This is a genomic window from Umezawaea sp. (assembly GCF_057122925.1).
Window position 1 is genome coordinate 98,948 of record NZ_DBNGPQ010000043.1, and the last position, 23,585, is coordinate 122,532.

The following is a 23,585-nucleotide window of genomic DNA, read 5'->3' on the forward strand; positions in this document are numbered from 1 at the left end:
GAGTGAGGGATGGGGCCAACGACCTCTCCGCGCGGATCTCGCCGGAGAACGGGTAGGAACGCACTGCTGACGATCACCGCCGTGGTGGCCCTGATCGGTGGATCGCTGACCCCCGCGTCCGCCGGCCGTGCCGAGCCGTCACCGGTGCCCGACGCCGTGGCCGCCGCGACGTCGGTGTCCGTCCTGGTCTTCCACGGCGCCGCCGCAGACCAGCTCGACCCGGTCGGCCGGGCGGTCGAGACGATCAGGGAGATCGGCGCGGCGAACGGCATCGGGGTGGACCAGTCGTCCGACCCCGCCGCGTTCACCGCCGACAACCTCGCCCGGTACCGCGGTGTGGTGTTCCTGTCGGCGCAGGGCGCTGCCCTCGACGCCGACCAGGAAGCCGTGCTGCGGGACTACATGAAGGCGGGTGGCGGGTTCCTCGGCGTGGCCGACGCGGCCAAGGCGCAGGACCAGTCGAGCTGGTTCACCGGTCTGATCGGCACCCGCCCCGTCGGCCCCGACCCGATCGTGGAGTCGGTGACGGCGAGCGGCGAGAACGCGCCGAACGAGACCAAGGAGAAGCTGACCGACGGCAACCCGGCCACCAAGTGGCTCACCCGGACCCCGACGGGCTGGGTGGCCTACCGGCTGCGCGCCGCCGCCGAGGTGGCGAGCTACTCCCTCACGTCGGCCAACGACACCCAGGGCCGCGACCCGAAGGACTGGACGCTCCAGGGCTCCGCGGACGGCACGACCTGGACCGACCTGGACCGCCGGACCGGCCAGACGTTCCCGGAACGCTTGCAGGCCAAGACGTTCACCATCGCGGAGCCGCGGTCGTTCCAGCACTACCGGCTCAACATCACGGCCAACTCCGGTGAGCCGCTGGTGCAGCTCGCCGACCTGCGGCTGTTCGCGGGGGGCGGTCCGCCGCCGATCCCGGAGGTGCGCCAGTCCGTGGTGAACGTCCTGGACCGGCAGCACCCGGCCACCAAGGACCTGCCGCTCACCATCACGCGCTCCGACCGCTGGTACAACTGGGAACCGAACCCGATCGGGACGGTGCACACCGTCGCCCAGGTCGAGGAACGCCACTACGACCCCGGCCAGGGGGCCAACGGGCCGTTCCACCCGATCTCCTGGTGCCGCGACTACGAGGGCGGGCGGTCCTTCTACACCGGCATGGGCCACACCGAGGACAGCTACCGCGAGGACGCGTTCCGCGAGCACCTGACCGGAGCCCTCCAGTGGACGACCGGCGTGGTGCGCGGCGACTGCCAGGCCACCATCGCCTCGAACTACAAGGTCGAGCGGCTGACCGCGGCCAACCAGACCGGGCAGCTCGACCAGATCGGTGAGCCGCACGGCCTGACCGTCGCCCCGGACGGCACGATCTTCTACGTCGGCAAGGGCGCCTGCCCGACCGGTCCGGTCGTCGACTGGGCCGACCCGAAGGTGGGCCTCGGCTGCGGCACGATCCACCAGTTCAAGCCCGAGACCAGGACGGTGTCGCTGCTGGCGACCCTGCCCGTGATGGGCAACCGGGGCAGCGGTTCGGAACTGGTCAAGAACGAGGAGGGCCTGCTCGGCATCGTGCCCGACCCGAAGTTCGCCGAGAACGGCTGGCTCTACGTCTACTGGATGCCGCAGGACACCGTCGACCGCGAGAAGCGGACCGGCAAGCGGACCGTTTCCCGGCTCACCTACGACCGGACCGCGCAGACGATCGACCTCGCCACCCGCAAGGACCTGCTCCAGTGGGAGGTCCAGCAGCACAGCTGCTGCCACGCGGGCGGCGGCATGGCCTTCGACGCCAAGGGCAACCTGTACGTCGGGTCCGGCGACAGCAACTCCTCCCAGGGCTCCTCGGGCTACTCCGGCAACAACTGGACGGCCGACTGGCAGGGACTGTCCTTCCAGGACGCCCGTCGCACGGCGGGGAACACCAACGACCTGAACGGCAAGATCATCCGGATCCACCCGGAGCCGGACGGCACGTACACGATCCCGCAGGGCAACCTGTTCCCGCCGGGCACGGAGAAGACCCGCGCGGAGATCTACGTGATGGGCGTGCGCAACATCTCGCGCCTCCAGATCGACCCGACCACCCAGTGGCTGACCGCCGCCTGGGTCGGCCCGGACGCGTCCGCGCCGAGCGCGGACCTGGGGCCCGCCAAGTACGAGACCGCCACGATCATCACCGAGGCGGGCAACCACGGCTGGCCCTACTGCATGGGCAACAGGCAGCCCTACCGCGACCGGAGCACCACCGACGCCACGAAGCTGACCGGCTGGTACGACTGCGACGCCCCGAAGAACGAGTCGCCGCGCAACACCGGTCTGGTCGACCTGCCGCCGGTCAAGGACAACATGATCTGGTACTCGCCGGACGGTGGCGGCCCGGTGTTCCCGGAACGCCCCGACGGCAGCGGCATCCCGACGTACAAGGCGGCCGACGCGACCTACACGCAGCCGTACCTGCGCGGTGGCGGCCAGGCGGTCATGTCGGGTCCCACCTACCACCGGGAGCTGGTGGACACCGGCAGCGGTGTCGCCTGGCCGGAGTACTGGGACGACAAGTGGTTCATCGGTGACCAGGCCAACGCCGCCAACCGGATCGCCGTGACCGTCGACCCGGCGGGCGTCCCGACCGCGGCCCCGCCGGTGTTCGCCGAGTCGCTGCGCTCGATCATCCCCAGCGGCAACGGCAACGACAGGTTGCAGAGCTGGATGGACGCGAAGTTCGGCAAGGACGGCGCGCTCTACCTGCTCGACTACGGCGGGGGCTTCTTCACCCTGCACCCGAACCAGAAGCTGATCCGGATCACCTACCAGGGCGGGGCGAAGACACCCGCGCCCGCCGCGACGTCGGTCGAGGTGCAGAACAAGCCGCTCACCATCGGCTTCACCGGCTCCCGGTCCGGCGGTGCCTCCCACCGCTGGGACTTCGGCGACGGCACGTCGTCGACCGAGGCCGACCCGCGCCACACCTACGCACGGGTCGGGAACTACCAGGCCAAGCTCACCGTGACCTACGCGGACGGGGAGACCAGCGTGGTGCCGGTGGCCGTGAACGTCGGCTGCGCCGTTCCCGACGACCGCGACGTGGTGTGGTTGGGCGGTTCGGACTCCGGTGTCGCCAACAAGACCGTGGGCGGCGGGTGCACGATCAACGACCTGATCGACGACGAGAGCGCGTGGCCGGACCACGGCGCCTTCGTCCGCCACGTCACGGCGGTCGTCGACCGGTTGCAGGCCGACGGTGTGATCACGGGCCGGGAGAACGGCGCCGTGGTCCGCGCCGCGGCGGGCTCGGACGTCGGCAGGCCGGGCAACACCGGGTACGAGCCGATCTTCGACGGCACGGCGCAGTCGCTGCGGCCCTGGGTGCAGGCGCCGAGCGGGTCGTTCTCGATCCAGCCCGACGGCTCGCTGCGGTCCTCGGGCGGACTGGGGATGCTGTACTTCACGGGTAGGCAGTTCGGCGACTTCTCGGTGCGGTTGCAGTTCCGCGACGTGTCACCGGAGGGCACCCGCGCCAACAGCGGTGTGTTCACGAGGTTCCCCGATCCGCGCATCCCGCTCGACCAGCGTCCACCGGGTAGCTGCGGGACCACGGGGTCGGCCAGGACCTCGCCGGCCTGGGTCGCGATCTTCTGCGGCCACGAGATCCAGATCTACGACGGTGAGACCGGTGAGCCGCAGAAGACCGGGTCGGTCTACAACTTCGACCCGCGGGAGCTGCCGCAGGCGGGCGCGACCCCGAAGGCCGTCTGGAACGACTACGAGATCAAGGTCGTCGGCCAGCACTACACGATGATCCGCAACGGCGTGGTGATCAACGAGTTCGACAACACGCCGGGCAAGCAGTCCTCCCGCGCGGGCGACCCGCCGACGGATCTGCGGCAGTTCACCGAGGGCTTCCTCGGGCTCCAGAACCACGGCACCAACGATGTGATCGATTTCCGCAACATCCGAGTGCGGTCGCTGTAGTGGTCCACGGCCGGTCGGTGCGCCCCGCGGCGCACCGGCCGGCCACCGCACTCGGGAAAGGTGCAGCATGTTTCGACGTTTGATCGCCGGTGTGGCGACCGCCCTGGTGGGGGCGTCGCTGATCGCCGTCGTCCCGGCCTCTGCGGTGACCACCGGACCCGTTCAGGCCCAGGAGCAGGTGCTGACCTGGACCGCGGACAACGACGTCACGCGGTACAGGTCGGCACCGACCACGGCCGTGGCGGGCGTGACGAAGATCGTCTGGGAGAACAGCGAGGCCACCGGCAACACCACGGGCATGCCGCACACCCTCACCTTCGACACCTCGACCCCCGGCTACAACCACGACGTCGACCTGAACGTGCTGGCCAACCCGTTCGACACGCAGAACGGCAAGCACGAGGCCACCATCACGCTCACCCCCGGCAAGTACCGCTACTTCTGCGCGATCCCCGGCCACGGGTCGATGGTCGGCGAGTTCACCGTCACCGAGGGCGGCGCCGACACGACCCCGCCGACGGTGGGCGCGGAGGTCACCGGTCCGAAGAACGCCGCGGGCGACTACCTCGGCACCGCGACGGTCACCGTGAACGCCTCCGACGCCGGGTCCGGCGTGGGGCTCGTCGAGCACGAGGTCGACGGCGCCGGTTTCACCCCCTACACCGAGCCGGTGCGCGTCACCGCGGTCGGCGAGCACGCCGTCCGGTTCCGGGCGACCGACCGCGCGGGCAACACCTCCGAGATCGGGTCGGTGTCGTTCCGCGTCGTCGAACCACCGTCGGACACGACTCCGCCGGTGGTGTCGGGGGAGGTGTCGGGGACGAGGGACGCGAGCGGTGCGTACGTGGGCAGGGCGACGGTGACGGTGGCGGCGTCCGATGTCGGGTCTGGTGTGGAGTTGACGGAGTACCAGGTGGATTCCGGTTCCTGGGTGGTGTACACGGTGCCGGTGGAGGTGTCGGCGGTCGGGTCGCACATGGTGCACTTCCGGGCGACCGACCGGGCGGGGAACGTGTCGCCGGAGGGGATGGTCGGGTTCACCGTCGTCGCGGCACCACCGGTCGACACCACGCCCCCGACGACGTCCGCGTCGCTCGCGGGAACCACGAACCCGAGCGGTCACTACGTCGGCAGGGCGACGGTGACGATCACCGCGACGGACGCCCAGTCCGGGGTGGCGCTCGTCGAGCACTCGCTCGACGGCGGCGACTGGACGCGGTACTCGGCCCCGGTCGCCGTGACCGCGGTCGGCGCGCACACCGTGCGGTACCGGGCCACCGACCAGGCGGGCAACACGGCCGCGACGCGGGAGGTGTCCTTCACGGTCGTCGCGGCGGGCGGCGACGCCTGCCCCGACTCCGACGAACGACCGACCGTGGTCATCGGGCAGGACGACACCGGCGTCCCGAACGTCGACACCGGCGACGGCTGCACCATCAGCGACCTCGTCGACCAGCACCGCGACTACCCGGACCACGGGGCGTTCGTCCGGCACGTCGAACAGGTCACCGACGGCCTCGTGGCGAGCAGCGCACTGACCCGCAGGCAGCAGGGCGTCATCGTGCGCGCGGCCTCGCGATCCGACATCGGCAAGTAGCTTCGCAGAGCAGGGAGAACTCAGATGGCTACACGGACCGCACCCACGCTCGCGATCTTGAGCGCCATCCTCACCGCCTCGGTGGTGTGCACGGCCCAGAGCGCGAGCGCGGACCTGGTGACGTACTGCGTGGGCAGCGGCGGGGCCGTCACGGTCCCGAACGACCTGTTCGTGCCGGAGGGCCAGTCGTGCTCGCTGCGGGGCACCACCATCACCGGTGACGTGCGCGTGGCGGCGGGCGGCAACCTCGTGGTCAACGGCGGCACGGTCAACGGCGCGGTCGCCGTCGCGGCCAACGGCTACCTCGACGCGACCGACAGCCGGATCGACGGCGCCGTCACCCTGGCGGCGGGCGGCTTCGGCGTCTTCCTGAAGAACACCGACACCGGCGGGGTGGTGGTGCAGCCGAAGGGCTCGGCCACCGTCGAGGGCTTCCTGTTCGCCGAGCAGGGGTCCAAGGTCGACGGCGCGGTCACCGCGGGCGTCGGCGAGGTCTCCGTGACCGACAGCGAGGTCACGGGCGGCGTCAGCACCAACGGCGCGTACTTCACCGACCTGCACGGGACCTTCGTGGACGGAACGCTGTCCGTGCTCAACAACGCCACCGGCAGCGTGGTGTGCGGCAGCGCGGTCCAGGGCAGGGCCACGTTCGCGGGCAACGTCGGCGGCGTGCAGCTCGGCCCGAACGGCGGGCTCGACTCCTGCGCGTCGGGCGGCTACTTCGCCAGGGACGTCGCTATCTCCAACACCACCGGGGGCCGCACGACGCTGGACGACAACGTGGTCAACGGTTCGCTCACGCTGACCGCGAACAACCCGGTGGCCGAGGTGGCGGACAACAACAGGGTCCGCAACGGGATCGTCGGCGACCGGACCGGCCCGTCGGCGGGCAAGGCCGACGCCACCGAGCGGACCAGGGGCACCGCCCGCCAGCGCGCCGAGGACCGGCTCGCCCAGGTGGGGACCTCCGTCGCCGCGAAGGGCACCGCCCGGCTGTGAGGTTCCGCTCGACACCGGAGGCCCGTGCGGTGACCCGCACGGGCCTCCGGCTCGTCCGCGGTCGGTTATCTTAGTGGTGCCGTCCGCGCCGGACAACCCCTCATCAACCCCTGTTCCCCTCCCCAGCAACGGTTTTAGGGGTGTCACGCGCACCGGGCATGCGGTTGTCTGGATCTCCGAACAGGAGGAGAGGTGCACGTGGTGTCCCGCGTTCTCGCGATTTCCGGCTCCCTGCGCGACGGCTCGTACAACAGCGCGCTGCTGCGCGCACTGCCCGCGCTGGCCCCGGAGGGGCTGGAGTTCGAGGTCTTCGACGGGCTCGGCGACCTGCCGCTGTACGACGCGGACCTCGACGTCGAGCCCGCGCCGCCCGCCGTGGCGCGGCTGAGGGACGCCGTCCGCGCCGCCGACGGGATCGTGCTCGCCACCCCGGAGTACCTGCACGGGCTGCCGGGCGTGGTGAAGAACGCGCTGGACTGGGCGTCGCGGCCGGTCGCCGATCCGCCGCTGTGCGGCAAGGGCGTCGTCGTCCTGGTCGCCACGACCGGGCGGGCCTTCGGGTTCCGCGCCCTCGCCGAGGCGACCCAGGTGTTCGTCCACCTGCGCAACACGGTGATCCCGGCTCCCGAGGTCGTCGTCAACGCGGCGCACGACGTGCTCGTGACCGAGCCGGACGGGACCGTGCGCATCACCGACCCGGTCGCGGTGAAGCTCCTCCGGATCCAGCTGAACATGTTGGCCGACGTGCTGTCGGCGAAAGCGGCGGGAGTGGTGTCGGAGTCGCTGCGGGTGCACGCCGCCGACATGTTCGCCGAAGCGGCCGCGGCGCGTGCCGCGGCGTCCGCCGGATGACCGGTCCCGGTTCTCCCGGCGGATCGTCCACTGGGGAAGGTGTTCCATGAACTGGTCACGTGGTGGTGCCCACCTGCTCGCGGCTCTCGCGCTCACGTCGGTGGTCGGGACGGCCCCCGTCGCGTCGGCGGCGCCGAGCACGGGTGCGGGCACCGCGGTCGTCCCGTACTCCTGCGGTGACGACCCGAACTCCACCGTCGGCAACTTCGACGTGCGCTTCGAGGTGTCCGTGGTGGCGCCGAGGCTGGTGCGGCGGCACGACGTCGTCGACCTGGACGTCAGCATGACCCTGCTCGACCTGGGGCCTGCCCACATCGACGTCCCGGCCAACGGCCTGCGGCTCACCCACACCGTGGGCGTCGGGGGCACGGCACCCGGCTCGGTCGAGGTGACCGGGCTGACGAACGTGGAGGCGGTGCCCGCGGACAACCCGATCCCGTTCACCGGCGGTGTCGGCTCGCTGGCGACCGACCGCCCCGGCTTCCTGACGTTCACGCCGGGGTACGTGGTGATGTCGAACTGGGTCGGCGGGCACACCTACTGCCTGACGGACAGCACGCAGGTGGTCGCGAGGACGCTCGTCCTCTGACCGCGGGGAACGGGTGGGGCGCCGGGGGACCGGTGCCCCACCCGTTCGCGCGTCACGACCGGACGGAGTCGCGCGCCTTCGACAGGCCCACGCCGATGGTGCCGGGGTTGAAGCCGATCCCGACGCTCACCACCGCGAGCACGAGCACGTACTCGATGCCGTTCTTGCCCGCGAAGAAGCCGTTCTCGGCGTGCACGAACACCAGCGCGCCGACGGTCACCAGCGCGAACAGCACGCCGACCACCGGGGTGGCGTAGCCGACGATGAACGCGACGCCGCCGATGATCTCCACCAGGAGGGCGAACCACACCGACACGGTCGGCAGCGGGACGCCGTAGGTGGCGAACCCGTCGATGCTCGCCTCCAGGTTGGTGGCCTTGATCAGGCCGTGCAGGATGAATATCGCTCCGACGAGCACGCGGCTGATCAGCATTGTCAGGTTGCGAGCGCGATCCATGATTCTTCCTTTGTTCACTAGGGGGTGTCCGGGGTCTTTAGGGGTTGGGGTTGAGACGAGCGTCACGCTAGTTTCGGCACGTCGATTGATTCGCGGTGGGAAGAGGGTGGGTTGTGGACGGGGAAATCACCGAGATGTGGCGCGCGATCGATCTGCTCAAATCCAGGATCGACGTGCTGGAGAACGGCGACCGGACCGCGCCCGCGCCGCGCCGGGCGGTCGAGCAGGACGTGGTGTTCGTCCCGGACGACCCGTACGACCACGCGCTCTGGCACGGCGCGGACGACGAGGGGATCGGCGGCCACAAGCGCCACGCGTGAGCCCGGCCGCGTGGGTCAGCGGTCGGGTGACAGGTCCGCCCGACCGAGGTCGCGCAGGACCGCGGTGGTGGCCAGGTGCAGCCGCCGCGCGTCGGCCGGGTCGTAGCACCGGGCGAACGCGCGCGAGGCCAGGTCGACGCGCTTGTGCGCGCGGAACGCGCTGAGCGGCTCGGGCGGCGGGTTCTCCAGCCGGTGCAGCAGCGGCACGACGCCCTTCTCCAGCGACGTGCCGAGCACGGTGACGAGCGTGACCGCCAGCGCCTTCCACGGCTGCGGCAGCCCGCGCTGGAGGTTCGTCCGCACGAAGTCGGGGTTGTAGAGCACGCACCGCACGCCCTCCGCGCGCTCCGCGAACGCGACGCCCAGCAGGTCGCTCGCCCGGCTGGCCTGCATCAACGCCTTGAAGCCACCCCTGGTCCGCTCGAAGGCCAGGTCGTCCCAGTTGATCGAGCCGATGGGCGTGCCCGTGCCGCACACGTTCATCACGACCGGGTCGTCGCTCGCGCGGAGCAGGTCGAGCAGGCCGTGGCTGAGCACGAAGCGGCTCAGGTAGGACAGGGCGAAGTTCTCCTCCACGCCCTCGGCGGTGCGCACGGGCCTGGTCCGGTAGTGCTGCGCGCAGAGCACGAGCCGGTCCAGCCGGTCGAGCCGGGACCGCACCTCGTCCAGCACGCGGCCGTTCTCGGCCACGAGGCGGAGGTCGGCGCGCAGGAACGCCGCGCGGTCGGCGGCACCGAGGTCCGCCGCCCGCGCGAGGAAGTCGTTCCCCTTTTCCGGGGTGTTGCCGATGACGAGGACCGAGTGGCCTTTTCGGAGGCTGTCCAATGCGACGGCGCGGCCGATACCGTCGGTTCCGCCCGTGATCAGGACGTTGTTCATCGGCCCTCCGGTGCGGTTGGGTGGTGAATAGTTGGGAATGCCCGGAGCGTAGAGGCGGGCCTCTCGGCAGGGGGACCCCTAAACGACCCCTATTTCGAACCCCTGTCTTGCGGAATAGGGGCCGGGGGAAATGGTGTTCCGGCCATAGCCTTTCGGGGTGATTTCCGCTGAACCGCCCGTTCCGGGGGCACGCCGGTGAGCCGCCTGGTGCTGCTCGTGGACGACCCCTCCTCCTGGGAGGGCGTCGCCGAACGCCTGCGCGACCGCCACGACGTGGCCGTGGTGACCGAACCGCCGACGACCGGGGGTCCGGTGCACCTCGTGGCGCACGGCCGGAGGTCGGTGGCCGTCGCCGCCCGCGCCCGCGACGTGGTGTCGCTGACCGTCGTGTCCGGCAGGCGGCCCGCCTCCGACGTGCCGGTGCAGTGGATCAGGCCCGTCCGCCGCCGCGCGGTGCTCCCGACTCCGTTCGACGGCGCGGGCCGCCAGTGGCGCCGGTCGGTCGTCGCCGGGGCGGACGTCCCGCGCAGCCACGCGGCCGTCCTCGCCAGGATGGTGGGGGAGTTCGTCGACGAGGTGAACGGCGACGCGGTGAGCCCCGAGCTGCGGCGGGCCGCGGTGGGCGCGAAGCTCGTGCTGGTCACCGGAGCCGGCAGCGGCATCGGGCGGGCCACCGCGCTGGCGTACGCCGCGGACGGCGCCGACGTGCTGGTGGCCGACCTCGACCTGGCCGCCGCCGAGGGGACCGCCGAGCTGGCGCGGGCGCACGGCGTGACCGCGGCGGCCTACCGCGTCGACGTCTCCGACTCGGCGGCCGTCGACGAGGTGGCGGCGCGGGTGGTGGCCGAGCACGGCGTGCCGGACGTCGTGATGGCCAACGCGGGCATAGCCGTCATCGGCGGCTTCCTGGCCGTCACCGAGCAGGAGTGGCGCCGGGTGGTGGGCGTGAACCTGTGGGGCGTGATCAACACGTTCCGCGCGTTCGTGCCGCACCTGGTGGAGCGCGGGTCCGGCGGCCACCTGCTGGTGACGTCCTCGATGGCGAGCTTCTTCCACACGCGCGGGCAATCCGCCTACGCCACCACGAAGGCCGGTGCCGTCACGCTGGCCCGCAGCCTGTGCGCGGAGCTGTCCGGGCACGGCATCGGCGTGACCGCGATCGTGCCGGGGTTCGTCCGCACGAACATCGCCGCGTCGGCCCGGTTCGCGGGCGCCGACGAGACCGAGGAGGCGCGGCGGCGCGACGAGGCGGTCCAGATCGCCGGGAAGCGGGCCGCGCCACCGGAGCAGGTCGCCGCCACGGTCCTGCGCGCGGTGTCCCGCAACAGGTTCTTCGTGCCCGCGACGCGCGAGGCCCGGTTGCTGGCCGCGCTCAACCGGGTCGCGCCGGGCCTGCTGTTCGCCATCGCGCGGCGGATGGACCTGGGTTAGCCGCCCGCGGCCGGGTCGCCCTGGACGGAGGTCGGTGCGCGGTCGCCGCCGCCGCGCAGGGCGTAGAAGCCCGCCGCCGCCGTGCCCAGACAGAGGGCGAGGGCGCTGAGGCCGAGCGACCAGTGCACGCCGACCGCGGCCCCGAGGAGGCCCACGGTGAAGCCGCTGCCCGCCCTCAGCCCGCCGGACGACATGCCGTACAGGCCGATCACCCTGCCGCGGTCGGCGGGCGGGGCGAGGAGCTGCACTACGGTCTGGCCGATCGACATCGACGCCATGTTCGCCACGCCGCCGACCAGCAGCATCAGCAGCGCCACCGGGTAGCTGGTGGTGAAGGCGAAGAACAGGCTGCTCAGACCGTAGACCCCGGTGCTGAGGACGGCCGCCTTGACGTTGGGTGTGATCCGGCCGGTGGCCTCCAGCAGGATGCCGCCGACGACACCGCCGACCCCGTTGGCGAACAGCAGCACGCCGTAGGTGAGGCCCGCGCCGCCCGTGCCGAGGTCGTGGGCGAAGATCGGCATGGCCGACTGGAGCGAGGCGCCCACGAAGAACGAGCCGAGCCCCGCCAGCACGATCATGCTGACCAGCGTCCGGTTCGACCGGACGTCGCGGAACACGCGGATCGAGTCGACGACGCCCAGCCGGGGCCGGGGCACGCCCTCGTTGCGGGTGTGGCCGGTGAACCTGGTGCGGAACAGGAAGAGCGTGAGCGGCAGGTAGAAGGCGACGTTGGCGAAGATGCCCGCGGTGGGCCCGAGGAGCAGCAGCAGCGCCGAGCCGACGACCGGTCCGAACAGGACGCCGAGGCTGCGGAACGTGGCGTTGAGGCGGATGGCGCTGGGCAGCTCGTCGTGCTCGACGAAGTCGTGCAGCAGGAGCTGCTCGCCAGGGCCCCACAGGGCGCCCGCGCAGCCGTGCAGGACCAGCAGCACGCAGGCGTGCCAGACCTGGAGCGTGTCGGTGAGGAACAGCACGCCCCACGCGACCGACACGGCCATGAACAGCACCTGCGCGGCCTGGATGATCCGGCGGCAGTCGAAGCGGTCGGCCAGCGAGCCGAAGTAGACCGAGAAGAACAGGAACGGGAGCCAGTGGCTGATCACCTGGAAGCCGCTGAGCGCGGGGGAGTGGAACTTCTCCCACAGCACCCAGTACGTGATGACGTGCTCGATGTTGTCGGCCATCATCGCCAGGCCCGCGCCGAACAGGTACGGGCGGCAGTCGCGGTTGCGCAGGGCGGCGAACTTGCGCGGCCCCGCGGGCGGTTCGGCGACGTGGGTGGGGACTCCGCACGCGGCGCACATGGGTGGCGGTCTCCTCGGGGTGGTGGTGCCTCGGGTCGGGGGCCCGTGCCAGGCCAGATACGAGGCAGCGTGTCCCGCAATGGACGATATCAAGTCGTCGGGGATCGGATCTCACGTTCCCGGAAGCCCGAGCGTCTACGAGAGGTGAGCGTGAGGCCGTTCGAACAGGTCGTGGACACCTACGGACCGGTGGTCCTGCGGGTGTGCCGCGCCGTCGTCGGGCCGGTGGACGCGGAGGACGCCTGGTCCGAGACGTTCCTGTCCGCGCTGAAGGCCTACCCGGCCCTGCCCGCGGACGCGAACGTGGAGGCGTGGCTCGTCACGATCGCGCACCGCAAGGCGGTCGACGTCACACGGGCGCGAGCCCGCCGCGCGGTGCCGGTCGAGGAGCCGCCGGAGGCGGCCGTCCGGTCGGGCAGGCCGGAGGACTGGGACGGCGACCTGTGGAACGCGCTGGCGAAGCTGCCGGACAAGCAGCGGGCGGCGGTCGTCTACCACCACCTCGTGGGCCTGCCGTACCAGGAGGTCGCCGAGATCGTGGGCGGCTCGACCGACGCCGCCCGCCGCGCCGCCGCCGACGGGATGAAGGCCCTGCGCGCCACCTACCTGGAAGGAGCACCGGCATGACGGACGTCTTCGAGACCCTGCCCGTCGTCGACGAGGCCGCGGACGCCCGCCTGCGGGCCCGCCTCGTCGCGGCGGCCGAGCGGGACGGGCTGCTGGACGTGGCCTACCGCACGGTCGACTCGCCGATCGGCGCGCTGCTGCTCGCCGCCACCGAGGAGGGACTGGTCCGGGTCGCCTTCGAGCGCGAGGACCGGGACGCCGTGCTCGCGTCGCTGGCCGACGCGGTCAGCCCGCGCGTCCTCGCCGCCCCGGCGCGCCTGGACCCGGTCGCGCGCCAGCTCGACGAGTACTTCACCGGAGGGCGCCGCGCGTTCGACGTCCCGCTCGACCTCCGGCTGGCCAAGGGCTTCCGGCGGGCCGTGCTCGCGCACCTCGCCGAGATCCCCTACGGGCGGACCGAGAGCTACGCCGAGGTGGCCGCCGCGGCGGGCAGCCCGAAGGCCGTGCGCGCCGTCGGCACCGCGTGCGCGACCAACCCCCTGCCGCTGGTCCTCCCGTGCCACCGGGTGGTGCGCTCGGACGGCTCGTCCGGCAACTACCGCGGCGGCGAGGACGCCAAGCGGACCCTGCTGACCCTGGAGGCGGCGTGACCGGCGTGCGGCACACCACCACCGCGTCCCCGGTCGGCGACCTGACGCTCGTGGCGGACGGCGACGCCCTGGTCGGGCTCTACTTCGACGGCCACCGGCGCACGCCGAGGCTGACCGACCTCGGGCCGCGCACCGACGACGGCTTCGACGAGGTGGTGCGGCAGCTGGGGGAGTACTTCGACGGCGAGCGCACGGAGTTCGACCTCCCCCTCGCGCCGCGCGGCTCCGCGTTCGAGCGCCGCGTGTGGGCGCTGCTCACCACGATCCCGCACGGCGAGACCCGCACCTACGGCCAGTTGGCCGTGGAACTCGGCGAACCCGGTTCCGCGCAGGCCGTCGGGAACGCCAACGGCTGGAACCCGATCAGCATCGTCGTGCCGTGCCACCGGGTGGTCGGGGCGAGCGGGAGCCTGACCGGGTACGCGGGTGGGCTGGAGCGCAAGCGGTTCCTGCTGACCCTGGAGGAGCCGCCCGCCGAGGCCGAAGGTCGACTGTTCTGATCCTCGCGGGGGTCGCACCCGCCTGCCGCGGTGCTGCTCGCCGTCCACCCGGCCCTGCCCGGCCGATCGCCCACTCCGGATGGTGTCGTGACGGGTTCCGGCAGGTGTGAGCCGAAGGCACGCGACCGCACCGTCGCGGTCGAGTGCCTCTCGGGTGCGCCTCCGCGCCGGTCGGCTCCATCCGGGTGAACCCCGCGGACTTCGCGCACCGCACGATCCGTTCCACGCGAACATGCCCTCCGACCTGACCGAGGAGGCTCTTGTGGCGCGCCAGGACGGCATGGTGCTGGGGGAGGTCGAGGCCTGCCTCAAGCGGTTGGTGGGGGAGCACGAGTTCGTCACCGAGATCGGGCGGTTGAAGTTGAAGCCGTCGCACGTCGTGGCAGCGGTGTCCAAGGAGCGCCCCGTGATGGCGGGCGCGCGCCGGGCGTTCGAGTCGGTCGCCGGGCTGGAGGAGGACATCGACGTCCACCGGAATTCCAAGCCGAGGTGGTGGCCACCGGTCTGGAAGCCGACCCCGGCCGAGTGGCGCTGCATGATCGCCATGGTGGGCGTCCCGGCCTGCTGGTTCGCCCTGCTCCTGTCGTTCGGCGCCCACCTCCCCGCGCCGGTGGTGGTCCTGTCGCTGCTGATCGTGCTCCCCGGCTCCATCGGCTGCGCGCTGTTCGGCTTGCCGGTGGAGTTCTGGCACAGGCTGCTGTGGGCGGCGGTGCTGGTGCGGCTGGCGGTGCGCGTGCCGACCCACCGCTGGGACCAGCGCCAGGAGTTGCGCGACGAGGTGCTCCGACCCGCACTCCGGAAGTGGCTCGGCGCGCAGACGACGCCGTCGTTCGACCTGGTGCTGGAACTGCGCGACGCGGACGGCCTCTCCCTGCCCGCCGGCGAGGGGCCGCTGGTGCGGACCTCGGCGGTCGACGAGTGCGCCCGCGAGGTCAACCGCAGGCTGCCGGGGGCGGTGGGACTCGCGGGCGCTCGCGGGGCGGGGAAGAGCACGATCATCAAGCGGGCGGTGGGGAACGAGTTCACCGACTCGGACTCGGCGCCGATGCTGGGGGTGCTGACCAGCGCCCCGGTGCGCTACGACGCGCGCGACTTCGTGCTCCACCTGCACGCCTGCGTCTGCCGTGCCGTGCTCGACTTCCTCGCGCACCCCGGCGACCGCACCGGTTCGGAGACCCGGCACGAGTGGGCGCGCCTGCACCGGCGGTACCTGTTCCGGCGACGGGCCGCGGACGTGTCGAAGGCGGTCCACTGGGCGGCGGCGTGGCTGCTCATGGCACTCGGGTTCGCCGGACTGGCGTGGGGGTGGGACGGCGGTGTCCCGGCTCTCGTCCGGGAGGCCGCCGAGTTCACCGATCAGCTGTGGGCCAACGCCCAGGGGGTCGTCGAGAACCGGGACCTGCGCGGTGGCGCGGCGGTGCTCGCGCTGTTCTTCGCGCTCCGGGGAGCGTGGGGACTGGCGTGGGTGGTGCTGAGGCCGCTGCTCAACGCCCTCCCGCGGTTGGTCGCGCGACAGCGTTCGCCCACCGGGCGCGGACCCGCTCGCGCGGCCCTGGAGGTGGTCGCGCGCCAGCACCTGAGGACGATCAGGTTCCTCCAGACCCACACGTCCGGGTGGTCCGGGAAGGTCAGCGCTCCGATCGGGTCGGAACTGGGGTGGACCCGGTCGCTGGCGAAGGCGGAGCAGCCCTGGACCCACCCCGAGGTGGTGGGTCGCCTGCGGGACTTCCTCGACCTCGTGGTCGACGTGCTCGCCGTCGGGATGGGGGAGTTGAGCGGGATCGTGGTGGCGATCGACGAACTGGACAAGATCGCCGACCCGGAGGAGGCGCAGCGGTTCCTCAACGAGATCAAGGGCGTCTTCGGCGTCCGCCACTGCCTGTTCCTCGTCTCCGTGTCGGACGACGCGCTCACGGCGTTCGAACGCCGCGGCATCCCCGCTCGCGACGCCTTCGACAGCGCCTTCACGACGATGGTCCACGTTCGGCCCTTCACCCTCGCCGAGTCCCGCGACTGGCTGGCCCAGCGTGCGCTCGGCATCCCGGAACCCTTCGTGTGGTTGTGCCACTGCATGTCCGCGGGATCGCCGCGCGACCTCGGCCGGACCGCCATCGCCCTCCACGACCTCCACGAGCGGCACACCGGCGAACTGCTCCTCGCCGACGTGACGCGGGCACTGGTGCGCCAGGACCTCGACCTCAAGCTCCGAGCGTTCACGCACTCCGCGAGGCGGACCGCTCGATCGGACACCGACCCCCCGGACCAGCCGCAATCGCTGATCAGGGCGTTGCGGGACGCGACGACCGCGGACGTGGCCCGGCTGCTCCCGCTCGCCGAGGACGTCTGGCGGTCGTCGCGGAGCACCCCGCCCACACCGCTGGCCGAGCTGTGCGCCGAGGTGGCGTGCTACCTGCTGTTCTGCCAGGTGCTCACCGAGGTGTTCGGCGGCGACTTCGGCAGGGTGGCGCTCGCGCGGGTCGCCAGGGAACTCGGGGCCGGGGAGTCCGGGGGTGTCGCGGTCGCGCTCGCCGCGGCCCGTCAGCACATGGCGATCGACACGGCCCTCGCGTGGAGCGTCCTCGGCGAGTTCCGGGTCGCGCTGGGCGCCGCCCTGTCCGACCGGAGTGCGTCGTAGAGCGGCGGGTGTGGCCGTTACCTATTGATTTTCGATAGGAAGCCATCGATAATCGATCGCATGAACCGTTTCGCCATCCTCGTGCTGCGGGGCGTCATCCTCTTCGGCGTCCTCGGTGGACTCTTCGGGCAGTTGGTCGTCATCCCCGTGCAGGCGGGCGACCAGGCCGAGCAGCTGCCGGAACTCGCGCCGATGGCCACGCCCTACACGGTGCTCGCGGTCCTGGTGGTCGCGTGCGTGCAGGCGGCGCTGGTCGCGGTGTGGATGCTGCTCGCGATGGTGGAGGCGGACGCGATCTTCACCAGGCGGGCGTTCCTGTGGGTCGACGTGGTGACCTGGGCGGCGGTCGCCGCGACCGCGTTGACCTTCGGCGTCGCGGGGCACCTCTCGACGCTCGACCTGGAGGAGCCCGCGAGCTTCCTGTTCTTCCAGGTGGCCGCGGCCGGGTTCGTCGAGTTCGCGTTCGTCCTGGTGATGGTCGTGATGCGGGGATTGCTGCGGAAGGCGGCGGCGATCGAGGGTGAACTCGCCGAGGTGGTCTGATGGCGATCGTGGTCGACATCGACGTGCTGCTCGCGCGGCGGAAGATGTCCGTCGGGGAGTTCGCCGAGGCCGTCGGCATCACGGTCGCCAACATCGCCGTGCTGAAGAACGGGCGGGCGAAGGCGGTGCGGTTCAGCACGCTCGACGCGATCTGCCGGGTGCTGGAGTGCCAGCCGGGGGAGGTGCTGCGCTGGGTGCCGGACGAGGCGGGGCCGTGACCCCGCCGGAGCGGGGCCACGGGTGCGCCTGGTCGAGCGACGGGGTTCCGGTGGACGGGGTGGTGCCGGAGCAGGTCACCGAGCCGGCGTGCGCGGGCGGCTCGAACCGGACCCCGCGTTCACGCACCGGTGACGATCTCGCGCGGCGTCGCGCTCGCCGTCGGCAGGCTGATCCCCGAGAACGCGAGGACCGGGATCGGCGCCCCCTCGGCGTCCCGCGCTACCCCTCGGCACCGCGGGACGCGACGCCCGCGGGCGCCGAGGGGGCGCGGACGCCGAGTTCGGCGGTCGGCGTCCGGTAGGTCTCCCGTCCCGTGGCCACGGCCACCACGTTGACCAGGCAGAGCACGGCGGTGAACACCGCCACGCCGACCCAGTTCGCGCTCTTGTCGCCCGCGATGGCCGCGGCGATGGAGGGCGTGAACCCGGCGACGGCGAACCCGATCTGGGTGCCGATCGCCATGCCGGAGAGCCTGACCTCGGCGGTGAACATCTCGCCGTAGAACGACGGCCAGACGGCGTTCGTCGCGCTGTAGACGACGCCGAACAGCAGGATGCCGACGAGGAAGACGAGCGTGTAGTCGGCGGAGGAGATCGCGCCCAGGTAGGCGAACATCAGGACGGCGCAGCCGAGTGAGCCGCCGATGAACACCGGCTTGCGGCCGACGCGGTCGGCGAGCCTCGCCCACAGCGGGATGGCGGCCAGCGCCACGACGTTCGCGAGCACACCGACCCACAGCATCGGCGTCCGGTCCAGCCCGGCGGAGTTGACCGCGTACGACAGGGCGTAGACGGTGAAGATGGTGCTGACGGAGGCGATGACGGCCGCCGCGACCACCCGCAGCACGTCCGCCCAGTGGTCGCGGAACAGGATGGTGATCGGCAGCTTGGTGGGAGCCCTGCCCGCGATCTCCTGCTCGAAGACCGGTGTCTCGTCGAGCTTGCGGCGGATCACGAAGCCGACGACGACCACGATCGCGCTGAGCCAGAACGGGAGCCGCCAGCCCCACGACAGCAGGTCCTCCTGGGGGAGCACGGCGATCGGCAGGAACACGGCGGTGGCGAGGATCTGCCCGGCCTGGGTGCCGCTGAGCGTGAAGCTCGTGTAGTAGGCGCGCCTGTCGTCCGGGGCGTGCTCCAGGCTCATCGAGTTCGCGCCCGCCTGCTCGCCCGCGGCGGACAACCCCTGGAGCAGTCGGGTGATGACCAGCAGCACCGGCGCGGCCACGCCGATGTCGTCGTAGGTCGGCAGGCAGCCGATGAGGAACGTCGAGAACCCCATCAGCAGCAGCGTGAACACCAGCACGCGCTTGCGGCCGAAGCGGTCGCCGACGTGCCCGAGGACCACGGCGCCGACCGGTCGGGCGAGGTAGCCGACGCCGAAGGTCGCCAGCGCGAGCAGGGTTCCGGTGGCGGGGCTCGACGTCGGGAAGAAGATCTTGCCGAAGACCAGCGCCGCCGCTGTGCCGTAGATGAAGAAGTCGTAGTACTCCAGCGCGCTCCCGATCCACGCGGCGAGAGCGGCCTTGCGGGGTTTGCCGGGTGTGGGCGTGGGACCGGCGGGGTGTGCGGCCACGTTGGGCTCCTCTGTGGTGCTCCGTTGCAGAACAGGGACCGGCTACGTACGTACTAGATAGTTAATAGCGGAGATGGTGAGGACTCGGCCGTGCCGTGTCAAGGGCTCAGCGGGAGGTCAGGTAGCTCACGAGCAGGTCGCCGACCATGCGGCGGTGGTGCTCGCGGCGGGCCGGGTCCAGCATGTCCCGGCCGAAGATGGCGTTGAACGTGTGCCGGTTCGCGATGCGGAACACGCAGAACGCGCTGATCGCCATGTGCACGTCGAGCGCGTCGACGTCGTCGCGGAAGTACCCCGCCGCACGGCCCCGGTCGAGGATGCGGGTGAGGACGTCGAGCGCCGGGTTCGCCAGCCCGGCCAGCTCGGTCGAGTGCGCGATGTGCTCGGCGCGGTGGATGTTCTCGATGCTGACCAGCCGCACGAAGTCCGGGTGCGACTCGTGGTGGTCGAACGTCAGCTCGGCGAGGCTGCGCAGCGCGTCGATCGGGTCGAGGTGCTCGACGTCGAGGTCCCGCTCGATGGAGCGGATGACCGCGTACGAGCGTTCCAGGACCTCGATGAACAGCTGCTCCTTGCCGCCGAAGTAGTAGTAGATCATCCGCTTGGTGGTGCTGGTCTTGGCGGCGATCTCGTCCACCCTGGCGCCGTCGTAGCCCTTGTCGGCGAACTCGTGCGCGGCGACGGCGAGGATCTCGGCCTTGGTGCGCTCGGCGTCGCGGGAGCGGTCGACGGCCGGCGCGTCCCCGGAGGGCGGTGCTGCCACGGACTTCCTCTCTCGCCACGGGTGCTGCCGCCCACCACTCTAGGTGTCCCCTTCCCCGCGCCGCCCGTCCTGGGGTACAACTAACTCACCAGTTCGTACATTACGAGGAGAGGTCGCCGATGTCGCACACCTCGTTCCCCGACGCGGTCCGCGAACACGCCGACCTGGCGCGCGGCGCGCTGCTGGTCGGGCTCGTGGGAACGGGCATCGGGCCGTCGCTGAGCCCGGCGCTGCACGAGGGGGAGGCGCGCAGGCTCGGCGTGCGCTACCGGTACCGGCGGATCGACCTCGCCGACTGGGGGCTGGCGCCCGAGGCGGTCGGCGACGTCCTGGCGATCACCCGCGACGCGGGCTACCGCGGCCTGAACATCACCCACCCGTGCAAGCAGGCCGTCCTGCCGCACCTGGACGAGCTGTCCGCCGACGCCGAAGCCCTCGGCGCGGTGAACACGGTGGTGTTCGAGGGCGGCCGGGCCGTCGGCCACAACACCGACTGGTCCGGCTTCACCCGCGGCCTCGCCGTCGGCCTGCCGGGAGCGGCCCTCGGCTCCGTCGTGCTGCTCGGCGCGGGCGGGGCGGGCGCCGCCGTGGCCTACGGGCTGCTCACGGCCGGAGCGGGCACCGTGCACGTCGCCGACCTCGACGGCGACCGCAGCGCGGCGCTGGTGGAGTCGCTCCGGACAGGGTTCGGCGCGGGCCGCGCGGTGGCCGTCCACGGCGACGACGGCCTCGCCGCGGCGATCGGGTCCGCCGACGGCCTCGTGCACGCCACCCCCACGGGGATGGCCGAGCACCCCGGCCTCCCGCTGCCCGCCGACCTGCTGCGCCGGGACCTGTGGGTCGCGGAGGTCGTCTACCGGCCGCTCGACACCGAGCTGGTCACCACCGCGCGGGCCCGCGGCTGCCGCGTGCTCGACGGCGGCCGGATGTTCGCCTACCAGGCCGCGCAGGGGTTCCGGCTGTTCACCGGCGAGGAACCCGACGTCGACCGGATGCTCAGCCACTTCGACCACCTGGTCCGCACCTCGGGGGAGGGGACGTCCGATGTCGGTTGACCGACGGCGCGGGATCGCCACCGTGTGCCTGTCCGGCACGCTGGAGGACAAGCTGGCCGCCGCCGCGGCGGCCGGGTTCGACGGCGTGGAGCTGTTCGAGAACGACCTGCTCGCCTCGCCGTGGTCGCCGGAGCGGGTGCGGCAGGAGTGCGCCGACCTGGGCCTGTCCATCGACCTCTACCAGCCGTTCCGCGACTTCGAGGCGGTGCCGCCCGACGTGCTCGCGCTCAACCTGCGGCGGGCCGAGCTGAAGTTCGACGTGGTCGAGCGGCTCGGGGCCGACACCGTCCTGGTCTGCTCCTCGGTGTCGCCGGACGCGGTGGACGACGACGACCTCGCCGCCGAACAGCTCCACACCCTCGCCGAGCACGCCGGGCGGCGCGGCCTGCGCGTGGCCTACGAGGCGTTGGCGTGGGGCCGGTTCGTCAACACCTACGACCGCGCGTGGCGGATCGTGCGCTCCGCCGACCACCCCGCGCTCGGCGTGTGCCTGGACAGCTTCCACGTGCTGTCCAGGGAGGTCGACCCGGTCGCCATCAGGACCATCCCCGGCGAGAAGGTGTTCTTCCTCCAGCTGGCCGACGCGCCGCGGCTGCGGATGGACGTGCTCCAGTGGAGCCGCCACCACCGGCTCTTCCCCGGCCAGGGCGCCTTCGACCTGACCTCGTTCGTCGACCACGTGCTCGCCACCGGGTACCGGGGACCGCTGTCGCTGGAGGTGTTCAACGACGTCTTCCGGCAGTCCGACCCCCGTGCCGCCGCCGTCGACGCCATGCGGTCGCTGCTCCTGCTCCAGGAGCCGCCGGACGCCGCGCCCGTCCTGGGCGGCCACGCCTACACCGAGATCGACGTCGACGAGACCGCCGCCGCGCGGGTCGGGGCGGCGCTGGCCGGGCTCGGGTTCGCCGCCGCCGGGCGGCACCGGTCGCGGCCCGTGGAGCTGTGGCGGCAGGGCGACGCGCGGATCGTGCTCCACCACCGCGACCCCGCGCACGGCGGGCACGCCGCCGTCACCGCCGTGGCCGTCGCGAGCCCCGACCCGACCACGTCGGCGGCGCGCGCCACGTCGTTCCTCGCCCCGTCGCTCGGCGCGACCGCGGTCGCCGCGCCCGACGGCACGTCCGTGGTCTTCTGCCGCGACGACCAGGACTGGCTCGCGGACTTCACCACCCAGCCCGACGCCGGGGAGCACGCCGACGCGGGCGTGCTGGGCACCGACCACGTCGGCCTCACCGAGCCGTTCGACCGCTTCGAGCAGGCCGGGCTGTTCTACCGCGCCGTCCTCGGCCTGCACCTGGACGACGAGACCGAGTTCGCGGCGCCGTTCGGCCTGGTGCGCAGGCACTCCGTCGTCGACCGCGGCCACCGCGTCCGCATCGCGCTCGACTCGACGCTCGTGCGCCGCGGCAGCTGGGGACCCGACGTCCGCGAGCCGCAGCACGTCGCGTTCACCACCTCCGACGCCGTCGCCAGCGCGCGCGTGATGCGGGGGCTCGGCGCCCCGCTGCTCGACATCCCCGACAACTACTACGACGACCTCGACGCCCGGTTCGCCCCCGATCCGGGGCTCCTCGCCGCGCTGCGCGAGTTCTCGGTGCTCTACGACCGGGACGAGCACGGTGAGTTCCTGCACTTCTGCACGGAGGTGCTCGGCGACCGCGTGTACTTCGAGGTGGTGCAGCGCATCGGCGGGTACTCCGGCTACGGCGCGGTGAACGCGCCCGTCCTCATGGCCGCGCACCGCAGGCGGCGCAGGGCCGCGCACGACCGGTGAGACAACACCATCGGGGGACAAAAGGGCGTGGTTCAGCCGTTTCCCGCGCCCACCGGTGCCGTGACCGTCGGAGTCGACCTCTACCATTCGCCGCGTGACCGCCTACGACGAGTTCGACGACCTCGACGCCTCCGCCCTGCCCGAGCGCCAGCAGCGGATACTCGTCGCGATCCGGGACTGGTCGGTGCGGCACGGGTACTCGCCGAGCAGCAGGCAGATCGGCGAGGCGGTCGGGCTGCGGTCGTCCTCGTCGGTGTCGAAGCACCTGGCGAGCCTGGAGGACAAGGGTTTCCTCCGCCGCGGCGAGTCGGTGTCCCGGCCGATCGACGTGCGCGCGTTCCTGAAGGAGCCGGAGCGCGGCGGCTCGGACGACTCCGTGTCCGTTCCCGTGGTCGGCCACATCGCCGCGGGCAGCCCGATCGCGGCGGAGGAGCACGTCGACGACGTGCTGTCGCTGCCGCGCGGGATCACCGGGCGCGGCACCGTGTTCGGTCTGCGCGTGCGCGGCGACTCGATGGTCGACGCGGCGATCTGCGACGGCGACATCGTCGTGGTGCGCCAGCAGTCCGAGGCCCACTCGGGCCAGATCGTCGCCGCGATGATCGACGACGAGGCCACGGTGAAGGTGTACCGGCGCCGCGGCGGCCACGTGTACCTCGAACCGCGCAACCCGGCCTACCCCGTGCTCGACGGTGACGAGGCGGTCGTGCTCGGCGTCGTCGCCTCGGTGCTGCGCAGCGTCTGACGCCGCGGCCTGGACGTGGTGACCGGCGGCAGGCGGGCAGCGGCATGAGCGCGGGCCTCGGCCCGGACCGGGCCGAGCACCGGGCGGTGGTCCTGGACTCCAAGCCGCCGATGGCGCACTGTGTGCGGGACGCGGTTCGGTGGTCACGAC

The 23,585-nt window shown here is 72.1% G+C and carries 21 protein-coding genes; 16 read left to right on the forward strand and 5 right to left on the reverse strand.

The features are described 5' to 3' along the window. Window positions 1–9: 9 nt before the first annotated feature. From AC156L_RS08140 to AC156L_RS08160, 5 genes are all read left to right on the forward strand, one after another. On the forward strand, window positions 10–3,978 hold the full coding sequence (locus AC156L_RS08140; protein WP_414719786.1) for a ThuA domain-containing protein: 3,969 nt from the start codon (window positions 10–12) through the stop codon (window positions 3,976–3,978). 67 nt (window positions 3,979–4,045) lie between these two features. Beyond that, window positions 4,046–5,575, forward strand: coding sequence for an OmpL47-type beta-barrel domain-containing protein (locus AC156L_RS08145; protein WP_330873921.1), 1,530 nt, complete (start codon window positions 4,046–4,048; stop codon window positions 5,573–5,575). 24 nt (window positions 5,576–5,599) lie between these two features. Beyond that, window positions 5,600–6,574, forward strand: coding sequence for a hypothetical protein (locus AC156L_RS08150; protein WP_330873922.1), 975 nt, complete (start codon window positions 5,600–5,602; stop codon window positions 6,572–6,574). 201 nt (window positions 6,575–6,775) lie between these two features. Next, window positions 6,776–7,426, forward strand: coding sequence for an NAD(P)H-dependent oxidoreductase (locus AC156L_RS08155; protein WP_330873923.1), 651 nt, complete (start codon window positions 6,776–6,778; stop codon window positions 7,424–7,426). Between the two features lie 46 nt (window positions 7,427–7,472). Beyond that, window positions 7,473–8,015 (forward strand): hypothetical protein, encoded by a 543-nt coding sequence (locus tag AC156L_RS08160; RefSeq protein WP_330873924.1) that lies wholly within the window; start codon window positions 7,473–7,475, stop codon window positions 8,013–8,015. A 52-nt stretch (window positions 8,016–8,067) separates the two neighbouring features. Here AC156L_RS08160 and AC156L_RS08165 read toward each other — a convergent pair whose 3' ends face one another. Further along, window positions 8,068–8,472 (reverse strand): DoxX family protein, encoded by a 405-nt coding sequence (locus AC156L_RS08165; protein ID WP_330873925.1) that lies wholly within the window; start codon window positions 8,470–8,472, stop codon window positions 8,068–8,070. Window positions 8,473–8,585: 113 nt separating this feature from the next. Between AC156L_RS08165 and AC156L_RS08170 the strand changes: the two genes are divergently transcribed. After that, a complete protein-coding gene (locus AC156L_RS08170; RefSeq protein WP_330873967.1) occupies window positions 8,586–8,792 on the forward strand; it encodes a hypothetical protein in 207 nt (68 codons plus the stop codon). A 15-nt stretch (window positions 8,793–8,807) separates the two neighbouring features. Here AC156L_RS08170 and AC156L_RS08175 read toward each other — a convergent pair whose 3' ends face one another. Next, a complete protein-coding gene (locus AC156L_RS08175; protein WP_330873926.1) occupies window positions 8,808–9,671 on the reverse strand; it encodes an SDR family NAD(P)-dependent oxidoreductase in 864 nt (287 codons plus the stop codon). 195 nt (window positions 9,672–9,866) lie between these two features. On the opposite strand from AC156L_RS08175, the gene AC156L_RS08180 reads away from it, so the two are divergent. Continuing rightward, window positions 9,867–11,102, forward strand: a complete 1,236-nt coding sequence (locus AC156L_RS08180) for an SDR family NAD(P)-dependent oxidoreductase (RefSeq protein ID WP_330873927.1) — start codon at window positions 9,867–9,869, stop codon at window positions 11,100–11,102. Here AC156L_RS08180 and AC156L_RS08185 read toward each other — a convergent pair. Then, window positions 11,099–12,409, reverse strand: coding sequence for an MFS transporter (locus AC156L_RS08185; protein ID WP_330873928.1), 1,311 nt, complete (start codon window positions 12,407–12,409; stop codon window positions 11,099–11,101). The two genes, AC156L_RS08180 and AC156L_RS08185, sit on opposite strands and share 4 nt — an antisense overlap. Before the next feature lie 144 nt (window positions 12,410–12,553). Here AC156L_RS08185 and AC156L_RS08190 point away from each other — a divergent pair, with 144 nt between their 5' ends. From AC156L_RS08190 to AC156L_RS08215, 6 genes are all read left to right on the forward strand, one after another. Next, window positions 12,554–13,036 carry an RNA polymerase sigma factor gene (locus tag AC156L_RS08190; RefSeq protein ID WP_330873929.1) on the forward strand — a complete coding sequence of 161 codons (483 nt, stop codon included), beginning with the start codon at window positions 12,554–12,556 and terminating at the stop codon, window positions 13,034–13,036. Continuing rightward, window positions 13,033–13,626, forward strand: coding sequence for a methylated-DNA--[protein]-cysteine S-methyltransferase (locus AC156L_RS08195; RefSeq protein WP_330873930.1), 594 nt, complete (start codon window positions 13,033–13,035; stop codon window positions 13,624–13,626). The genes AC156L_RS08190 and AC156L_RS08195 overlap by 4 nt, the downstream gene beginning before the upstream one ends. Beyond that, on the forward strand, window positions 13,623–14,126 hold the full coding sequence (locus tag AC156L_RS08200) for a methylated-DNA--[protein]-cysteine S-methyltransferase (protein WP_330873931.1): 504 nt from the start codon (window positions 13,623–13,625) through the stop codon (window positions 14,124–14,126). Before AC156L_RS08195 ends, AC156L_RS08200 begins: the two co-directional genes overlap by 4 nt. A 232-nt stretch (window positions 14,127–14,358) precedes the next feature. Further along, window positions 14,359–16,761, forward strand: coding sequence for a hypothetical protein (locus AC156L_RS08205; protein ID WP_330873932.1), 2,403 nt, complete (start codon window positions 14,359–14,361; stop codon window positions 16,759–16,761). A 60-nt stretch (window positions 16,762–16,821) separates the two neighbouring features. Next, window positions 16,822–17,304 (forward strand): DUF2975 domain-containing protein, encoded by a 483-nt coding sequence (locus AC156L_RS08210; RefSeq protein WP_330873933.1) that lies wholly within the window; start codon window positions 16,822–16,824, stop codon window positions 17,302–17,304. After that, window positions 17,304–17,522, forward strand: coding sequence for a helix-turn-helix domain-containing protein (locus AC156L_RS08215; RefSeq protein ID WP_330873934.1), 219 nt, complete (start codon window positions 17,304–17,306; stop codon window positions 17,520–17,522). The genes AC156L_RS08210 and AC156L_RS08215 overlap by 1 nt, the downstream gene beginning before the upstream one ends. 220 nt (window positions 17,523–17,742) lie before the next feature. On the opposite strand, the gene AC156L_RS08220 is transcribed toward AC156L_RS08215, so the two are convergent. Next, a complete protein-coding gene (locus tag AC156L_RS08220) occupies window positions 17,743–19,098 on the reverse strand; it encodes an MFS transporter (protein WP_330873935.1) in 1,356 nt (451 codons plus the stop codon). A 106-nt stretch (window positions 19,099–19,204) separates the two neighbouring features. Further along, the gene (locus AC156L_RS08225; protein ID WP_330873936.1) at window positions 19,205–19,861 is read right to left on the reverse strand and encodes a TetR/AcrR family transcriptional regulator; all 657 of its coding nucleotides are present in this window, start codon (window positions 19,859–19,861) and stop codon (window positions 19,205–19,207) included. Window positions 19,862–19,980: 119 nt separating this feature from the next. On the opposite strand from AC156L_RS08225, the gene AC156L_RS08230 reads away from it, so the two are divergent. From AC156L_RS08230 to lexA, 3 genes are all read left to right on the forward strand, one after another. Then, window positions 19,981–20,916 carry a shikimate dehydrogenase gene (locus tag AC156L_RS08230; protein ID WP_330873937.1) on the forward strand — a complete coding sequence of 312 codons (936 nt, stop codon included), beginning with the start codon at window positions 19,981–19,983 and terminating at the stop codon, window positions 20,914–20,916. Then, window positions 20,906–22,690: a sugar phosphate isomerase/epimerase and 4-hydroxyphenylpyruvate domain-containing protein gene (locus AC156L_RS08235; protein ID WP_330873938.1), complete on the forward strand. Its 1,785-nt coding sequence runs from the start codon at window positions 20,906–20,908 to the stop codon at window positions 22,688–22,690. The genes AC156L_RS08230 and AC156L_RS08235 overlap by 11 nt, the downstream gene beginning before the upstream one ends. Window positions 22,691–22,784: 94 nt before the next feature. After that, window positions 22,785–23,435 (forward strand): transcriptional repressor LexA, encoded by a 651-nt coding sequence (lexA, locus tag AC156L_RS08240; protein WP_330873939.1) that lies wholly within the window; start codon window positions 22,785–22,787, stop codon window positions 23,433–23,435. Window positions 23,436–23,585: the final 150 nt, after the last annotated feature.